The organism is Halobellus limi, assembly GCF_004799685.1.
GTDB lineage: Archaea > Halobacteriota > Halobacteria > Halobacteriales > Haloferacaceae > Haloquadratum > Haloquadratum limi.
This window is the reverse complement of sequence record NZ_CP031311.1, coordinates 2,454,267-2,470,121: the sequence shown is the minus strand read 5'-3', so window position 1 is coordinate 2,470,121 and position 15,855 is coordinate 2,454,267. Positions and strand designations below refer to the sequence as shown.

17 protein-coding genes and 1 tRNA gene are annotated in these 15,855 nt (G+C 67.1%); 7 read left to right on the top strand and 11 right to left on the bottom strand.

Annotated elements, in window-relative coordinates; translation table 11 throughout:
• Positions 1-21: 21 nt before the first annotated feature.
• Positions 22-858, top strand: a complete 837-nt coding sequence (locus DV707_RS12230) for an alpha/beta fold hydrolase (RefSeq protein WP_103991436.1) — start codon at positions 22-24, stop codon at positions 856-858.
• Positions 859-913: 55 nt separating this feature from the next.
• Here the strand turns inward: DV707_RS12230 and DV707_RS12225 are convergent, their stop codons facing one another.
• Positions 914-1,216, bottom strand: a complete 303-nt coding sequence (locus tag DV707_RS12225) for a transcriptional regulator (protein WP_103991437.1) — start codon at positions 1,214-1,216, stop codon at positions 914-916.
• Positions 1,217-1,512: 296 nt separating this feature from the next.
• On the opposite strand from DV707_RS12225, the gene DV707_RS12220 reads away from it, so the two are divergent.
• Entirely contained in the window at positions 1,513-2,472 is a 960-nt protein-coding gene (locus tag DV707_RS12220; RefSeq protein ID WP_103991438.1) for a sugar phosphate nucleotidyltransferase, read from the top strand.
• A 57-nt stretch (positions 2,473-2,529) separates the two neighbouring features.
• On the opposite strand, the gene DV707_RS12215 is transcribed toward DV707_RS12220, so the two are convergent.
• From DV707_RS12215 to DV707_RS12175, 9 genes are all read right to left on the bottom strand, one after another.
• Positions 2,530-2,925 carry a cupin domain-containing protein gene (locus DV707_RS12215; protein ID WP_103991439.1) on the bottom strand — a complete coding sequence of 132 codons (396 nt, stop codon included), beginning with the start codon at positions 2,923-2,925 and terminating at the stop codon, positions 2,530-2,532.
• A 99-nt stretch (positions 2,926-3,024) separates the two neighbouring features.
• Complete coding sequence (locus DV707_RS12210; protein ID WP_103991440.1) at positions 3,025-3,750, bottom strand: diphthine--ammonia ligase; 726 nt, start codon at positions 3,748-3,750, stop codon at positions 3,025-3,027.
• Between the two features lie 39 nt (positions 3,751-3,789).
• A complete protein-coding gene (locus DV707_RS12205) occupies positions 3,790-4,149 on the bottom strand; it encodes a hypothetical protein (protein ID WP_136361873.1) in 360 nt (119 codons plus the stop codon).
• A gap of 145 nt (positions 4,150-4,294) precedes the next feature.
• On the bottom strand, positions 4,295-4,996 hold the full coding sequence (locus DV707_RS12200; RefSeq protein WP_103991442.1) for an HD domain-containing protein: 702 nt from the start codon (positions 4,994-4,996) through the stop codon (positions 4,295-4,297).
• 274 nt (positions 4,997-5,270) lie between these two features.
• A complete protein-coding gene (locus DV707_RS12195; RefSeq protein WP_103991443.1) occupies positions 5,271-7,568 on the bottom strand; it encodes a DUF7827 domain-containing protein in 2,298 nt (765 codons plus the stop codon).
• 1,258 nt (positions 7,569-8,826) lie between these two features.
• Positions 8,827-8,899 (bottom strand) — tRNA-Gln (locus DV707_RS12190).
• A gap of 69 nt (positions 8,900-8,968) precedes the next feature.
• Positions 8,969-9,205, bottom strand: a complete 237-nt coding sequence (locus DV707_RS12185; protein WP_103991444.1) for a hypothetical protein — start codon at positions 9,203-9,205, stop codon at positions 8,969-8,971.
• Between the two features lie 57 nt (positions 9,206-9,262).
• Positions 9,263-9,715: a metal-dependent transcriptional regulator gene (locus DV707_RS12180; protein ID WP_103991445.1), complete on the bottom strand. Its 453-nt coding sequence runs from the start codon at positions 9,713-9,715 to the stop codon at positions 9,263-9,265.
• Between the two features lie 31 nt (positions 9,716-9,746).
• The gene (locus DV707_RS12175) at positions 9,747-10,241 is read right to left on the bottom strand and encodes a rubrerythrin (RefSeq protein WP_103991446.1); all 495 of its coding nucleotides are present in this window, start codon (positions 10,239-10,241) and stop codon (positions 9,747-9,749) included.
• A gap of 317 nt (positions 10,242-10,558) precedes the next feature.
• Here DV707_RS12175 and DV707_RS12170 point away from each other — a divergent pair, with 317 nt between their 5' ends.
• The 4 genes from DV707_RS12170 to DV707_RS12155 all read left to right on the top strand — a co-directional run bounded on the left by DV707_RS12170 (position 10,559) and on the right by DV707_RS12155 (position 14,369).
• Positions 10,559-10,990, top strand: a complete 432-nt coding sequence (locus tag DV707_RS12170; RefSeq protein WP_103991447.1) for a DUF5791 family protein — start codon at positions 10,559-10,561, stop codon at positions 10,988-10,990.
• On the top strand, positions 10,990-11,901 hold the full coding sequence (locus tag DV707_RS12165) for an NAD-dependent epimerase/dehydratase family protein (protein WP_103991448.1): 912 nt from the start codon (positions 10,990-10,992) through the stop codon (positions 11,899-11,901). Before DV707_RS12170 ends, DV707_RS12165 begins: the two co-directional genes overlap by 1 nt.
• 143 nt (positions 11,902-12,044) lie before the next feature.
• Positions 12,045-13,166: a DHH family phosphoesterase gene (locus tag DV707_RS12160; protein ID WP_103991967.1), complete on the top strand. Its 1,122-nt coding sequence runs from the start codon at positions 12,045-12,047 to the stop codon at positions 13,164-13,166.
• Positions 13,167-13,274: 108 nt separating this feature from the next.
• Positions 13,275-14,369, top strand: coding sequence for an aldo/keto reductase (locus tag DV707_RS12155; RefSeq protein WP_103991449.1), 1,095 nt, complete (start codon positions 13,275-13,277; stop codon positions 14,367-14,369).
• Positions 14,370-14,402: 33 nt separating this feature from the next.
• On the opposite strand, the gene DV707_RS18635 is transcribed toward DV707_RS12155, so the two are convergent.
• On the bottom strand, positions 14,403-14,573 hold the full coding sequence (locus DV707_RS18635; RefSeq protein ID WP_170216844.1) for an HVO_0758 family zinc finger protein: 171 nt from the start codon (positions 14,571-14,573) through the stop codon (positions 14,403-14,405).
• A 129-nt stretch (positions 14,574-14,702) separates the two neighbouring features.
• Between DV707_RS18635 and DV707_RS12150 the strand changes: the two genes are divergently transcribed.
• Complete coding sequence (locus DV707_RS12150; RefSeq protein ID WP_103991450.1) at positions 14,703-15,845, top strand: MFS transporter; 1,143 nt, start codon at positions 14,703-14,705, stop codon at positions 15,843-15,845.
• Positions 15,846-15,855: the final 10 nt, after the last annotated feature.

Below are 15,855 nucleotides of genomic sequence, written 5' to 3'. Positions count from 1 at the left end.
CGAGAGCGTAACTGCGGCGATATGCCGACCGTCCACACCAACGGCGTCGAGACGTACTACGAGCGACGGGGCGAGGGGCCGCCGGTCGTGTTCGTCCACGGCGCTATCGTCGACCACGGGCAGTGGCTCCCCCAACTGGAGGCCCTGAGCGACGCGTACACGACCGTCGCCTACGACGTTCGCGGCCACGGTCGCACCGGCGGTTCGGCGGTCGGTCGGTACTCGCTCGAGCTGTTCGTCGAGGACCTCGACGCGCTCCTCACGGCTCTGGAACTCGATCGGCCCGTTCTGTGCGGGCTCTCGCTGGGGGGCTGCATCGCGCAGTTGTACGCGGCGACGTACCCCGATCGGATCTCCGGACTCGTGCTCGCCGACACGTTCACGTCCGGCGACTGGCGGTGGCCCGAACGCCTCCAGTGGGCCGTGTTGCGGGTCACGGTTCCGCTGACACGACTCGTCGGCTACCAGCGGGTCGAGAGGGCGATGGTGTGGTTTCAGGAACGCCTCCGCGGGAAGGAAGCCAGCGGTGACTACGCGAAGATCGAGCAACTCCGCGAGCGCGGCCCACGGATGTCGACCGACGAGTTCGCGAAGGTCATTCGGACGCTCCTCGACGTCCCGCACACGACGTTCGACCTTCCGAGCGTCGCGGTTCCGACGCTCATCATCTACGGCGAACACGAGATGGGCTTCGTCAAGCGACACGCGGCGAAGATGGCCGCCGCCGTCCCGACCGCGACAGTCGTGGAGGTCCCCGGCGGCGCGCACGTGTCCAACCTCGACGAACCGGACTTCGTCACGGCGGAACTGCGACGCTTCCTCTCGGATCGGGTGACGGCGACCGTTGAAACCGAGTGAGCGACGTGGGGGAGGACAGGGCGCCGTGACGACCGGCGGCCGACCCCCGCCGCTCTCACTCGATCAGGAACCGCGGCTCGGCGATCCGCTCGGAGCGGCACTCCGGACAGCGCGACGGGTCGTTCAGCGGGTCGTCGAACCCGTCGAACCCGCACGCACGGCACTCGGGCGGGGCGACCAGGAACCGCTCGTCGGAGTCGTCGCTCTCGACCGTCTGTGAGACGTGCTCGACGTGTCTGTAGACCGTGGATTTCGGGACGCCGATCGCCGTCGACAGCTCCGCGGCGTCGTGCGGCTCCGTCCGAAGCGCGTCCGCGATCCGCTGTCGGGTCGTCGCCTCCTCGCCCGGTTCGGACATACTCGTAGCAGCGGGGTCGACACGTATATACTGTCGGCTCAGCCGCGCCGTGCGGTCACGTCCGAACCACTCCGATCGGCGTGCTCCCCGGAATATAGTAGCGTTTGCCAGTCTTCACTCACTCGATCGCACGCTTTCGTGCGATCGAATGAGCAATCGGTTGCAAACGCTACTACACTCCCGCCGCCGTGTCCCCTGTGAGAATCGGTACCGCACCGCCCACCCTCCACCGCCGTCGGCACGTTTTGACCACACCTTGGGAAACACACTTGACACTCCGCCCAGAGTGTACAGGTATGAAGGCTGTCGTCCTCGCAGGCGGGTACGCGACGCGTATGTGGCCAATCACCAAAGACCGGCCGAAGATGTTTCTCCCGGTCGGCGACGGCACGGTCATCGACATCATCTTCGAGGACCTCGAGGCCGACGACCGGATCGACGAGGTGTTCGTGAGCACCAACGAGCGCTTCGCCGGCGACTTCGAGGAGTTCCTCGCGGACGCTCCCTACGAGAAACCGACGGTGTCGGTCGAAGAGACCGTCGAAGAGAACGAGAAGTTCGGTGTCGTCGGCGCGCTCGCCCAACTCATCGAGCGCGAGGGCGTCGAGGACGACCTCGTGGTCATCGCCGGCGACAACCTGCTCTCCTTCGACGTCTCGGAGTTCGTCGACTTCTTCGAGTCGAGTGGCACCCCGTGTCTCGCCGCCTACGACGTGGGTTCGAGAGAGCGCGCGAAGTCCTACGGCCTCGTCCAGCTGGAGGGCGACCGCGTGGTCGACTTCCAGGAGAAGCCCGACGACCCCCAGAGCACGCTCGTCTCGATCGCCTGCTACGCGTTCCCCGCCGAGACGCTCCCGGACTTCGAGACATATCTCGAAGACGGAAACAACCCCGACGAGCCCGGCTGGTTCATGAAGTGGCTCCAGGACCGCGGCACGGTCAAGGCGTTCACCTTCGACGGCGCGTGGTTCGACATCGGGACGCCCGAGAGCTACCTCGAGGCGGTCTCGTGGCACCTCGGCGGGGAGACGTACGTCCACGACGACGCGGCGGTCGAGAACTCCGAACTGGGAGCGAACGTCCACGTGATGGCCGGCGCCTCGGTGACGGACTCCCGCCTCGAGCGATCGATCGTCTTCTCCGACGCCACGATCCGCGATGCGGACCTCCGCGACACCATCGTCGATACGGACACCCACATCGAGAATCTCGACCTCTCGAACGCGCTCATCGGCGCGCACTCCCATCTCGAATAACGCGGCGGTACCGCGCCGCGACTCGGCCGAACGCTCCCTCCCGCTCCCGTCGGTTCCCTACTCCCGCTCGCCGTCGGGCACCGTGTACTCGCCGAAGTCGTCGACCGTTCCCAGCGGGGGCGCACCGAACATCACCCACGTCTGCGCGGCGTCGTCGCTCTCGTTGCGGACGCTCCGGGCAGGCTCCGGACTGATTCGGACGACTCCGCCCGGCGCGACATCGTAGCTCTCCCCGGCGATCTCGACGACGCCGCCGTCGAGGGCCACGTACACCTCCTCCTGTCGTTCGTGGGCGTGCGGAGTCGTCGCCTCTCCCGGTTCGAGCGTCACCGTGTTCACGCGCATCTCGGTGCAGCCCAGCGCGTCGGTGAGTTTCCGGTGGCGGTTCCCGGATTCGGGGAACCGTTCGGCCTCGATCGTCTCGGGGTCGACGACGCTGAAGTCGGTTTCCATACCGCCACTTCGACAGAGACCGGTATAGTCGGCCGGGTTGGGTACCTAACGTATTCATTTCTCGACGCGGCCGCCCGTCACTTCCCGACAGGGGATCCGTCACTCTCCGAGGCGAGCGTCCGTCACGCGGATGTGCCCGCGGGACCCCTCCCAGACCGCCTCGTACTCCAGTTCGATCGGACGTTCCATATGCGGCCCGTCGGTGACGAGCGTCTCGAACTCGCCGCCCTCGCCCAGTACGTGCACGCCGTACTCCTCGTTGAGCGCGAGCAACTCGTCGAGCGCGCGGGCGTCGAGCGTCCGTCCCAGCCACGACTCGTCGAGGCCGCGCGCGGCCACCTGGACGATCCGGATCTCGAAGCCGGCGTCGAGCATCTCCTCGGCCAACTCCCGTGGGTCGCGCCGCCACAGCGGCGCGAAGAGGTCGATCCCCAGTCGGTCGCACATCCCGCGGATCCGCGAGGTCTGGAACTCGCTCTCGACGGCCCCCGCGGTGACGCCGGCGACGCCGCCGTCGAGTTCCGCGTCGAGTTCGGAGAGCGCGGCTTCGAGCGGTTCCAACTCCCTGTCGCCCTGCGCGCCCGCGTCGTCGACGTCGGCGGCGTTGAGGTCACCCGGTTCCACCTCGACGAGATCGATCCCGATGCTCTCGGCCGCGAGGCCGGCCAGCCGCGTCTCGGGGACGTGGTACATGTACGAGTCCTCACCCGGGTGGACCGTCAGGAGGTGCGAGACGTTCAGGCCCTCTTCGAGCGCCCGGTAGAGCGCCCACGAGGAGTCCTTGCCGCCGGAGAAGAGGCTCACCCAGGAACCGGAGTCAGTCATTGCCAGCGCTTGGGTTCCGGCGTACAAACGGCCACCGGTTCAGGCATCATCCCCGAACGCGTCGCGGCCGGGTTCCGCGCCGGCTACGTCGTCTCCGGCGGACCTTTCGGCGTTCGGGCTTTCGCTATCCGTCTTCTGGGTGTCCGTCTCGTCCGTCCGATCTCCGCCGCTGACTTCCGCTTCTCTCGTCGCGGCGATCCGCTCGATGGCGTCGACCAGCCGGAACACCGCGAGGACGAGCAGCCAGGCGATGTAGACCCCGGCGGCGATACCGACGAGGACGAACCACAGGAGGATCTGCCCGGCGATCACCAGACTGTACGCGAGCGTCACGAGCAGCACGACGGCAACGGCGATCTTCACGCGATTCGACGGCGATGGAGGGAGTTCGGCGGGCACGATTTCCGGTTTCGCCCACGGCGCACGTAAGTGCTTCCGTGCCTGCGGCTGTCGACGGCGACGCCGGTCGTCCGGTCGCAGGCTTTTTTCGCCGTACGTCGTCCCACGTCCTGGTAGGAGCGATCGCCTCGGCCGTACCCGCCCGCTATTCGTCCGCTTCCTCGTCGTCGGCCGTATGGTCCATCTCGGGGACCTCCGATTCGAGCCACTCGCGGAACCACTTCACGCGCGTGAGCCGCTTGTGCGCGATGCTCTCTGCGGCGTCGGAGTTCACTCGCTCCGTGGCGTCGTGACCGCGTTCGAGGACGCGTTCGACCATCTCGGCGGCGTCCATGTGCGTCCGGGCCTCATAGCCCATCCGGAGCAGCATCAGCGCCGTGCCGTTCGCGCCGACCTTGTCGAGGATGTCGGCCTCGATGAGGCTCTGCGTCTCCAGTGAGACGTCCGAGAGCGGGCCCTGGTAGGAGTGGTCGGCGACGACCTGGCAGACCTGCTCGACGAACGACTGCGGGAAGTCGCCGTGGGCTTCGAGGTACTCGCGCGCGACGCGTGCGCCCTCCTCGGCGTGGACCTCCTGGTCGGCCTCCAGTTTCGAGATGTCGTGAAAGAGCGCGGCGACGCGGACGACGTCGACGTCGGCGCCCTCGCGCTCGGCGATCCGGGTCGCGATGTCGACGACGTTCAGGATGTGGTTGAAGCGGTACTCGGCGCTGTGCCAGGGGTACCACCGCATCCGGCCGCCGTGGTCTTCGCTCTCGACGCTCGCGGCGAGGTAGTCGCGGACGAACCGCTTCATCTCCTCGAAGGCCTCGCCGTCGACCGTCGATTCCTTGATTTCAACGCCCACGGAACCACCTCCGTTTCGGAACAGTGGGGGGCCCCACGACGTCCGTATTCGCGTTCGGGTTCATTACCCGATAGAATGGCTCTTCGGTTCTTAGGCGTTACGACGAGGCGAGCGGGCCGCCGTCCCCGGATCGGGGCCTGAAACTCTCGTTCGGACGGTGCTGACCGCGTGACCGTCTCCGGGAGCTGTCACTCCGGCCGTCGGCCGTCGCGGCCGCCCTGGACGGTGGCCGTCTCTGTCACCAGACAGTTGCCGTCGCTGCCGCCCGGCCTCCTCACTCCCGCCGGGAAACGAAGAGCGCGACCGTCGTCAACGCGCCGAGGGAGACGAGGACGTCGAAGCCCAGCAGCCGACTTCGGAGCGTCTCCTCCTCGGATCCGTCGACGAACGTTCCGAGCACGCCGCCGAGGAACCGTCGCGTCGAATCGACGACCGACTCCGCGGAGTCCCCGCTCTCTTCTGGGGTTGCGGTCTGGCTGGTCGCCACCGATTCGTCTTCGTCCGACGCCGATGAGCCGCCCCCGCTGGCACTGTCCGCTCTCTGTCCTCCACCACCGGCGATGCCCGGGGTCGCTGTCGTCGTGGGTGTCAGTTCGACCCTCGATGGGACGAGGGCACGGACCACGCCGTCGACGAGGAACTCGTCCACGGCGGCGACGACCTCGACGGCGGAGGCCACCGTGAACCGGTCGCCGACCCGCTGTGCGTCGAAGTCGACCTCGGCCGACCATCGTCCCTGCGCCTCGACGACGACCCGCGTCGTCTTCAGGAACCTGGGGTCCGTGCCGTTCACAGAGCGGATTCGGAGTTCGAGTTCGGTCCCCGGCGCGACGTTCGTCGTCCCCGCGATCGACTGGTTCGTCGCGTTCGCGACGACGACCGGGTCGTCCGCGGTCGCGATCGCGGCCTCGACGAGTTCGTAGTCGCTCGTGAGCGTCCGCTCCTCGGCGTCGAGACCGTCGTACGTTCCGTTTTCGGCGGCCACGAACGAGACCGAGAGCGAGTCGCCGGCGCGGAGGCCGGCCTCGTCACCGCTCTCGTAGGCGATCACGTAGGTGTCGTTGGCCGGGTCGGCGACGACCTCGGCGTCGCTCTCGTCCAGTCCGTATCGAGCGCCGTCGTCGTTCGACGACGCCGTCCGCTGGGTGACGTTGAGCGCGTACAGCGCGTCGGCGTCGGTCCCGGCGAGCGCGAAGAACGTCTCGGTCGCCGTTCCGGAGCGGCGAGCGAACTCGCCTCCGAGTCCCGGGAGGATCAGACGGTGGATCACGACGTCCCCGGCCGCGATCGTCGTGGCCCTCGTGAGCCGGCCGCTCTCGACCGCTTCCGAAACGTCGCCGCGGGTCGAGAGCGCGGACCCGGCCGGCGCGACCCAGTTGGTGAGACCCCTCGGTGCGGCCGCGCCGACGAGGAGGGTCCCACGCTGCTCCGCAGTGCCGTTCGGGTCCGGACCGGAGCGGACGGCGAGGTCGTACTCTCCCGGGTCGATCGACGCCGTCAGGGCGTGCTCGTCGTCGATATCCGCCGAGACGACGGCGTCGCCGGAGTCGTCGCCCCCGTCGGCGACACCGACTCCGAACACCGCGCCACCGTCGGACGGGAGCGTGGTCGCCCCGACCGCGGCCGCGGTGTTGAACCGCACGCGGACGGTCCCGTCGCCGTTCCCGTCGTCGACCGTCACGTTGGCTCGGAAGCCGTCTTCGGGGCTCCCGATCGTCAGAGTCGCGGTGTCAGCGTACCGCAGATCGACCACGAACTCGACGACGTCGCCGGCGTGCTCCTCGACGGTCGGGGAGCCGAACGACGCGGTTCGCTCTCCGGCGTCGACCACGCGTATTCGGGCCGATTCGTTCGTGGAACCGGTTCCGGCGTCGGTCACGGCGACCGTGTAGTTCCCCGGCCCCGCCGCCGAGACGGTCGCCGGCGCGAAGTCGAACGTCGCGCCCCCGTTGCCGCCGAGCGTGAGGTTCGTTCGCTCGATCACGTCGCCGTCGTCGACCGAATGTAGAGCGACTTCGACGACTCGACCCGCGGCGTTCGCGCTGATTTCCCCCTCGACGGCGTCGGCCGTGGTGACGTTTCGATCGTCGACTCCGACGCTCACCGCCAGCTCTCGGAGCGTGACGCCGAGTTCTCGATCCATCGACCCGTCTTCGAGGTGCGTCTCGATCTCGTACTCCCCGCTCCAGTTCCGGGCCGCCGTGTCGAAGGCGAACACCTGACTTCCGGCCCCGGTGCGTCCGGAGAAGACGAACGTTCCGTCGCCGTCTTCGACCTCGAACGCCTGGTCGGTATCGGCGGAGCCGTCCGTGGCGACGAACGCCAGAACCGACCCTTCGTACGCGTTCACACTCCCCTCGTCCTCGCTGACGGTCGCGCTCGCCACGGTCACGTCCACCGAACCGGGTTCGATCGTCTCGGTGTCGATCGAGTCGTTCACCGCGTCGATTCCGACTGTCACGCTCGATCGCGGATCGACCGGCGTCTCCGAACTCAACACGACCTGCCCGTCGGTCGATCCGTCCGCGTCGAGCGTGTAGCGGTCGGTCACGTCGACCCCGCCGACGGTCACGGTGATGTTGTCCGCGAGCGTCAGCGCTCCGGCTTCCCCGCCGGCCTTCGAGACGTCCTCACTGAACGGAATCTCGACGACGCTCTCGGTGTGAGACAGACTCGTTCCTGAAAGATCGTCGATGGAAAACTCTGTTATCGGTCCGAGTGTGAGTGGATCCGGGTCTTCGTCAACAATCGCAGATGTAACTAATCTGGTATTGGTGCTGGTGTCAAAATAGTCCGAGGTGATTGAATCTCCATCAGTTATTTGTAAAACTCCTATACTATCGGTAGTACTTATTCCAATATTTCCTGAGAAGTCTGAATCTGTTGTATGTGTTAGAAGTATTGTTTCACCTACCGTATAGTCAATAGCATCGTTTGATGCTGGTGGGTTTTTGAAATAAATTGTCACAGTACCATTGTCATTCCTACTGGTTTTCTCTATTTCATTATTTCCACCATCAGAATCTTGATATTCAATGTCCTCCTTAGTTACTTTATTATCTGAATTTTGGTCAGCGACACTTGCTTTAGTAGTATATTTGATTGAAGTGCCTGGTCTTTGACCTAGTCCTAGTGATTGTGATTCAGTATCTGATTCGATGTTGACGACGTACTCTTCAGTCGTCGATAGATCGGCGTCGTCGACGGTGACCGTGACGGTGTCACCGTCGGAGTAGCTCGCCGCGTCGAAGCTAATGCTGCCCTGGTCGGCGGTGGCCGCTGTGGAAAACGCGCCTGCTCCACCGAGAACGCTGAGAATCAGAATCGTTACGAGAGAAACCGCACGAACACGGGTCGTATCTCCTGTCATACATTGATCGGCAAAAATCCCCAGCAGGCGAGCCCGCACCACGTGTTCGACTGCCGATCGCCGCGGGCTCCGTGCGGCGTCGGTGATCGAACGTCCCCATCGACGTAACGCAGTTTACAGTGTATGATAACTGTCCGGTAGCTCGGTCGTCGACATACGTGACATCGAATCCGCCTTCGTCTGTTGATTTTCAACCAAATCAACCGAGTGAAATTTCGTATAAGTATCCTCGTCTTATATTCTCACATATGATATTCGTGTCTCATCGTAGTCCACGCCCCCGCTCTCCGGTCGGTGTCCTCGCGGAGGGGCCAGCGGTCGGGGCCGGCGAATCGGGGGGCTGGGCGAGAGAGTTCTCTCCGCGTGTCGCTGCTTGCGCGACGTCCGTTCAGCACCAGACGATGCGAGCCGGGTGCGCGCGGCTGGAGATTCGACTCGGGGACTACAAACGGAAAGTGGATAGTCCCGGGCGGATTCGAACCGCCGTCATGGGCTCCAAAGGCCCATATGATTGGCCACTACACCACGGGACTGCACACGCTACTCGCAGCGCAGTCTTTGAAAACCCATCGGGTTACGACGGCTGAATCGACGCCGGTCCGCTATTCGGCGGTCGAATCGTCGAGAACCGTCTCGCTACGGTCCCCGTGACGCTCCGTCGCGACCCGGGATTCGACGGAGAACCCGCCACAGTTCGGGCAGACGTGGTACTGAACGTCGTACGTGGACTCACAGCCCAGGCACACGTACGGCCTCGATCGTTCCGTGGCCTCCGCCGGCTCTCGGGGTCCCAATCCCGCGAGCGCGAGGAGGCGATCGATCGCCGCTGTCCCATCCATACGCGCACCTACTGGGGGAACGACTTGAAGATGTGGGCTTCGGCTCCGCGAGCGGCATCAGTCGGCGTGCTGCTCTTCGGTCTCGACGCTCTCGGTGGGGACGTCGAGGTGACAGCACGCGTCGGTCTCTGGGTCGAAACAGTCCGGGCACTCCGAGCTCCGATCGATGATCGTGTCGAGCCGCTCGGCGACCAGGTCGTCGATGACCGGTTCGAGTTCGCGCGCCTCCGCGCGGAACTCCGCGACCGACAGCACGTTCGAGAGGAACCGTTCGATGATGCAGTACGTCTGCAGGGCGTCGCGGGCGCGGACGATACCCTCGTCGGTGAGAGTGACGCCCTTGTACTTCTCGTGCTCTGCGAGCCCCCGCGATTCGAGCTTTCCGATCATCTCGTTCGCGCTCGCGGGACTCACTTCCAGACGATCCGCGAGCGCCCCGGTCGAGGCGGGCCCGTTCTCCATCTGCTGGAGGAGGTAGATCGCTTTCACGTACTGGTCGGCGGTGTTCATTTCCGTCCTCCGTGGTGCGTCGTGTGTCGTCTCATTGGCGGTCGTTCATAATTTTCGTGACCTCCTCGACGCCCTCGGCTTCCTCCTCGCGGATGTCGACTAGGGTGTCGATGAGGCGGTCGCGATCGATGCCGAACGTGGCCTCCGAGGCCCGGAGCGCACCGATGAGATCGTCGTAGAACTTGTACGCCGTCTCCTCGTTGCACAGTTGATCGTAGAGGATGTCGTCGAAGTCCTCCGGTTCGGTTCCGCCGTACTGCGCCTGGACGAGCGCTTCGATCTCGTCGAACGGGATGCTCTCGGCGTCGAGTTCGTCGACGAGCGCCTCGAGTCGCTCCCGGTGCTCGGCCGACTCGGACGCGGCGTGCTCTAAGAGCGACTCGATCTCGGGGTCGAGCTTCGGCGCGTCGTCGAGGGACTGGTAGTGGTGGTACGATCGGGCCTCGACCACCTCCTCGAGGACGATCCCGATCTGGAGGAGGCGCGCGAGCTGGTGATCGGAGGTGACCTGGTGACCCACGCTCACGGGCGTCCCTCCCGGTTCACGAGCGATACGCGGTTCATACAGTAGCGGTGGATAGTGACGGACTTAAGCGGTTCCCCTCGCGGGACGAAACGAGAATCCGAGGGCTCGTCGCCCCGGGTGAGGCGACCGATGTCGCCGACGTGGGTGTGAGGGCTGCCCGCGAGCGACGAGTGTGCCAGCCGACGCCGAGCGACGAGTGTGCCGGCCGATCCCGAGCGAGGTGGGTTTACTGGCCGATCCCGAGCGACGAGAGTTCGATGCCCGGCAGGACCGACGCCTTCGGAAACCGTTTTGCCGCCCCGGCGGCGAGTTGTGGTATGCTGTACGACGCGGCCGACGACCCCGCAGGCCTGACGCCGACGGAACTCCGCGAGGCGTACGAAGCACAGCTCAGAGCCGTCGTGACCGATCGCGGCGTCGAGGAGGTGGCCGACGATACCGGCGTCGACGCCGATGTCCTCGAAGCGCTCGTCGAGGGAGCGGTACCACAGTTGCGCGTCGCGGACGCGGCGTCGATTCTCGCCCTCGACGGGAGCCGGCCCGACGCGGAGTCGATCGTCCTGGAACTGCGCGATCACCTCCTGATGGCGATGACCACCGGCGTCGTCGACGTCGACACGATCGCCTCGAACGTCGACCTGGACCTCTCCGGTCAGGAGATCCAGCAGGCGCTGGAGGGCCGGACGGCGATGACGCTCGGACAGCTCGCGGCGATCCAGCGGTATCTCGCCGAACGGAACGACCGCTGATGTCCCGGGTCGTCATCGTCGGCTGCGGCTACGTCGGCCTCGAACTCGGCCGACGGCTCCGTGAGGCCGGCCACGACGTGACGGGCGTCCGCCGCTCCGACGAGGGACTGGACGCCGTCGCGGCGGCCGGGCTCGACGCTCAGCGCGCCGACGCCACCGATCCGGGGACCCTCTCCGCGCTCCCGGACGCCGACTGGGTCGTCTTCGCGGCCAGTTCGGGTGGGCGCGGCGCCGACGCCGCCCGCCGGGTCTACGTCGAGGGCCTCCGGAACGTCATCGAGGCGTACGGGGGACGCTCGTCGCCGCCGGATCGGCTCGTCTACACCTCCTCGACGGGCGTCTACGGCGACCACGACGGCGACTTCGTCGACGAGGAGACCCCGGTCGATCCCGCGACCGAGAAGACCCGCGTGCTCGCCGAGGCCGAGCGAGTCGCTCGCGAGGAGGCCGCAGCCGTCGGCATCGACGGCACGGTCGCGCGCTTCGCGGGGCTGTACGGCCCCGACCGCTACCGGCTCGACCGCTACCTGGAGGGACCCGTGACCGGAGGCTATCTGAATATGGTCCACCGCGACGACGCCGCCGGCGCGGTCGCCTTCCTCCTCGAAGCGGACCACGCGCGCGACGATGTCGTGCTCGTCGTCGACGACGAACCGGTCGACAAGTGGGCGTTCGCCGACTGGCTGGCGGACGAGTGCGGGGTCCCGTCCCCGCCGAAACGGACGATCGAGGAGCGGCTGTCGGACCCGGACCTCTCGGCGGCGGCGCGCCGTCGGATCGAGACGAGCAAGCGCTGTTCGAACGACCGCCTGCGGTCGCTCGGCTACGAGTTCGCGTATCCGACGTACCGCGAGGGATACCGGGCGGCGATCGACGCGTACCGCTCGGGCGCGGACGCGGCGTCGCTCTGACGGAGGCATTGTTGTCACTCGGCCGAAACGACGAGGGAATCTTCTTGGGTGTGCATCCTGAGGCGGAACGTATGGGCAGCGCGCGCTCCGGAGTGGCACAGAGCCTCCCCCCGGAGCTACTCGACCGCCTCCGATCGCTCGTGATGGCGTATCCTGCCGTCGCGGCCACGATCGTCGTCGCGCTCCTCGCGACGGCGATCGGGCTGTACGTCCTCCGTCGGTTCGAGCGGCCGATGGGGACCCGGTTTCTGGAGAACCTGAAGGAACTCGACGAGGTCGCGGTGCTGCTTCATCCGAACCCCGATCCGGACGCGATGGCGACCGGAATCGGGGTCGCGAGCCTCGCCCGGCAGGTCGGCACCGACGCGACGGTCCAGTACGCCGGTCAGGTCCGCCACCAGGAGAACCGCGCCTTCCAGACGGTGCTGGAACTCGACATCGAGCAGATCGATCACGTCAGCGACGTCGCCGCCGAGCACGTCGTCCTCGTCGATCACAACCGTCCACGGGGGTTCGCGGGCTCCGACAGCGTGCTCCCCTTCGCGGTCGTCGACCACCACCCGGGGGACGGCACGGGCGAGACGTTCACCGACGTCCGGACGGACTACGGCGCGGCCTCGAGCATCGTCGCCGAGTACTTCGAGAACGTGGGCGCAAAGCCCGTCCCGTCGGCCAAACACGCCAGCGAGGTCGACGCGCCCTACACCGTCCCGTCGACGGTCGCGACGGGGCTCCTGTACGGCATCCTGACCGACACGAAGCGCCTGACCGCGGGCTGTTCGGCAGCCGACTTCGACGCGGCGGGCTTCCTGTATCCCGGCGTCGACGAGGACCAGCTGGACCGGATCGCGAACCCCGCGGTGTCCAGAGAGGTCCTCGAACTGAAGGCGCGGGCGATCGCCGGCCGCGACGTCCGCGGCCCCTTCGCCGTCAGCGACGTCGGCCGCGTCTCGAACGTCGACGCCATCCCCCAGGCGGCGGACGAACTCGTCCAACTCGAGGGCGTCACCGCGGTCGTCGTCCTCGGCGAGCGCAACGGCGTCGTCCACCTCTCGGGCCGGTCCCGTGACGATCGGGTGCATATGGGCCGGACCCTCGATTCGGCCGTCTCAGACGTTCAGGACGGCTCAGCGGGCGGACACGCGCGGATGGGCGGCGGCCAACTCTCCCTGCACGACGGGGCGATCCGGACCGAGTTCGGGGAGTCGATCTCCCGCGAGGACCTCTCCGATCGCCTCTTCGAGTCGATGTCCGGCGAGGTGTGAACCGACGGGGAGAGGACCCCCGACTCGCCGCCCTCTCGACCCGCCGTCACCTCGACCCGCCGTTCCCCGATCCGACGCCCGTTTATCCGCTCGGGGCGTACCTCCGATATGGCGACGAGCGAGGGGACCTGGGGGTACCGGGACCGATTCGGCGACGCGTTCGCGCGCACCTACTTCCGCCGGTTCGGTCCGGGGGTCGCATCGAGCGTCGGTCTCGGGACGTACTTGGGTGAGCCGACCGACGCGGTCGACGCGCGCTACCGCGAGTCGATCGCTGAGGCGCTCTCGGCGGGCGTCAACGTCGTCGACACGGCGATCAACTACCGTCACCAGCGGAGCGAGCGCGTCGTCGGCGAGGCGCTCGACGCCGCGGACGTCGCCCGCGAGGAGGTCGTCGTAGCCACGAAGGGAGGGTTCGTCCCGTTCGACGGCTCGCGCCCCGACGATCCGGCCGCGTACGTCCGCGCGGAGTTCGTCGACCCCGGGCTCGTCGACCCGAGCGACCTCGCCCGCGGGAGCCACGCCATCGCTCCCGACTTCCTGGAGGCGATGCTCGACCGATCGTTGTCGAACCTGGGGGTCGACACGGTCGACTGCTACTACGTCCACAACCCCGAGACGCAACTGCAGGTCCGCGACCGCGAGTCCGTCTACGACGCGCTCGAATCGGCCTTCGAGCGGCTCGAACGTCGGCGCGCGGCCGGTGACATCGGCGGCTACGGCGTCGCGACCTGGGAGGCGTTCCGCGTCCCCCGATCCCACGACGCGTACCTCTCGCTGCCCGAAGTCGTCGCTCGCGCCGACTCAGCCGCCGAGTCGGTCGGCGTCGACGACGCCGGACTCTCGGCCGTCCAGTTGCCGTTCAACGTCGCGATGGCGGACGCGTTCACCGTCGCGGCGCACCGACACCCCGAAGCCGATCGCGACGTCAGCGCCCTCGAATACGCGCAGGCGGTCGGACTCGACGTCGTCGCGAGCGCGACGCTCGCACAGGGCGACCTCGCGACGTCGATTCCCGCGGGGGTCGACGCGGAGTTGGCGGGCGAGACCCCCGCACAGCGGGCGATCAACTTCGCGCGCAGCGCGCCGGGCGTCACGACCGCGCTCGTCGGCACAAGTTCGCCCGCACACGTTCCGGAAAACGTCGCCGCCGGGACGTTCGAACCGCTGGGCGCGCGGGCCTTCGACGCCGTGTTCCAGTGACGAGCGGCCTCCTCACGGGAGGGCCGCCCGCGACTACCGGAGCTCCTTCCACTCGCGCTCGCAGTCGGCGCACCGCCGAACCGTGTACACCTCGTCCGGATCGTTTTCGGTGTTCAGCGTCTCTCCGCACTCGGCGCAGTTCAGTCGTCCGTACGTGTCCTTCTCCAACTCCCCGTCCCGTAGCCCCTTCCGCGTCGACTTCATAATCACGTCGCCCTTGGACCTGCAGGGTATAAGGACTGTTGTAGGTCCGGCCCGGATCGCAACAGTTGAAGCCGCCGGCGGTCAACTCCGCCCGTGTCTCGGGGACGGCTCTTCGGTACGCTCTGTTCGATGATCTTCTTGGTGAACCTCGGGAGAGTCGTCTTCGCGCCGCTGCTCCAGGAGTTCATCGCGGTGTTTCAGATCGGTGAGGGGACCGCGGGACTCATCGCGACGCTCGCGTGGCTGGGGAGCGCGCTGCTCCGCGTCCCGACCGGCTGGCTTCTCACCCGGGTCGCGCGCCACCGCGTGATCCTGGTGACCGGCGCGCTCCTCACGGGCGCGGCGGCGTTCATCGCGAGCGCGACGTCCGTCGCGATGGTCGCCGTCGGCGCGCTGTGTATGGGACTCGCCTCCGGGAGCTACTTCGTCGCGGCCAACCCCTTCGTCAGCGAACTCTACCCCGATCGCGTCGGCTGGGCGCTGGGGATCCACGGGATGACGAGCCAGCTCGCGGCCGTCGCGGCCGCGCCGCTCGTCACGCTCGTCCTCACCCTGTTCGTCGACTGGCGGATCGTGTTCGTCTGCATCGCCGTCGCGACCGCGCTCGTCACGGTCACGCTGTTCTTCACCGCCCGCTCTACGGACCTCCCCGACGCCGGTTCCGCCGACCGGGACCTGATCGGGGCGATCCGCACCGAGTGGCGGGTCGTGTTACTGGCCGTCGTCGTCGTGGGCGCGACGGGGTTCGTCTGGCAGGGGCTGTTCAACTTCTACGAGCTGTATATGCGCACGAAGGGGCTCTCCGATACGGCCTCGAAGAACCTCCTCACCGTGATCTTCGCCGCCGGGGTGCCGGCGTTCTTCGTATCGGGCCGGCTGGCGGACACCCTCCCCCGCGTGCCGTACATCCTGACGATCATCGGGTCGTTCACGGTCTGCGTCCTCGCGGTGACGGTGACTTCCGGTCTCGTCGCGCTGATCGTGCTGACGGCTCTGATCGGGTACGTCCTCCACAGCCTGTTCCCGGCGATCGACACGTACCTGCTGGATACGCTCCCCGACGGAACCAGAGCGAGCGCCTACGCGTGGTACTCCGGCGGGATGATGGTCCTCCAGGCCAGCGGCTCCTCGGCCGTCGGCGCGCTGCGGGAGGCCGGCCTCGCCTACGACCTCATCTTCACGCAGTTGGCACTCGGACTGGCGGTCGTCGTCGTGGGGCTCCTCGCCCTCCAGCGGAGCGGGCGCCTGCCGCAGTCGGCGACGCGCGAGTGACCGCGATTCG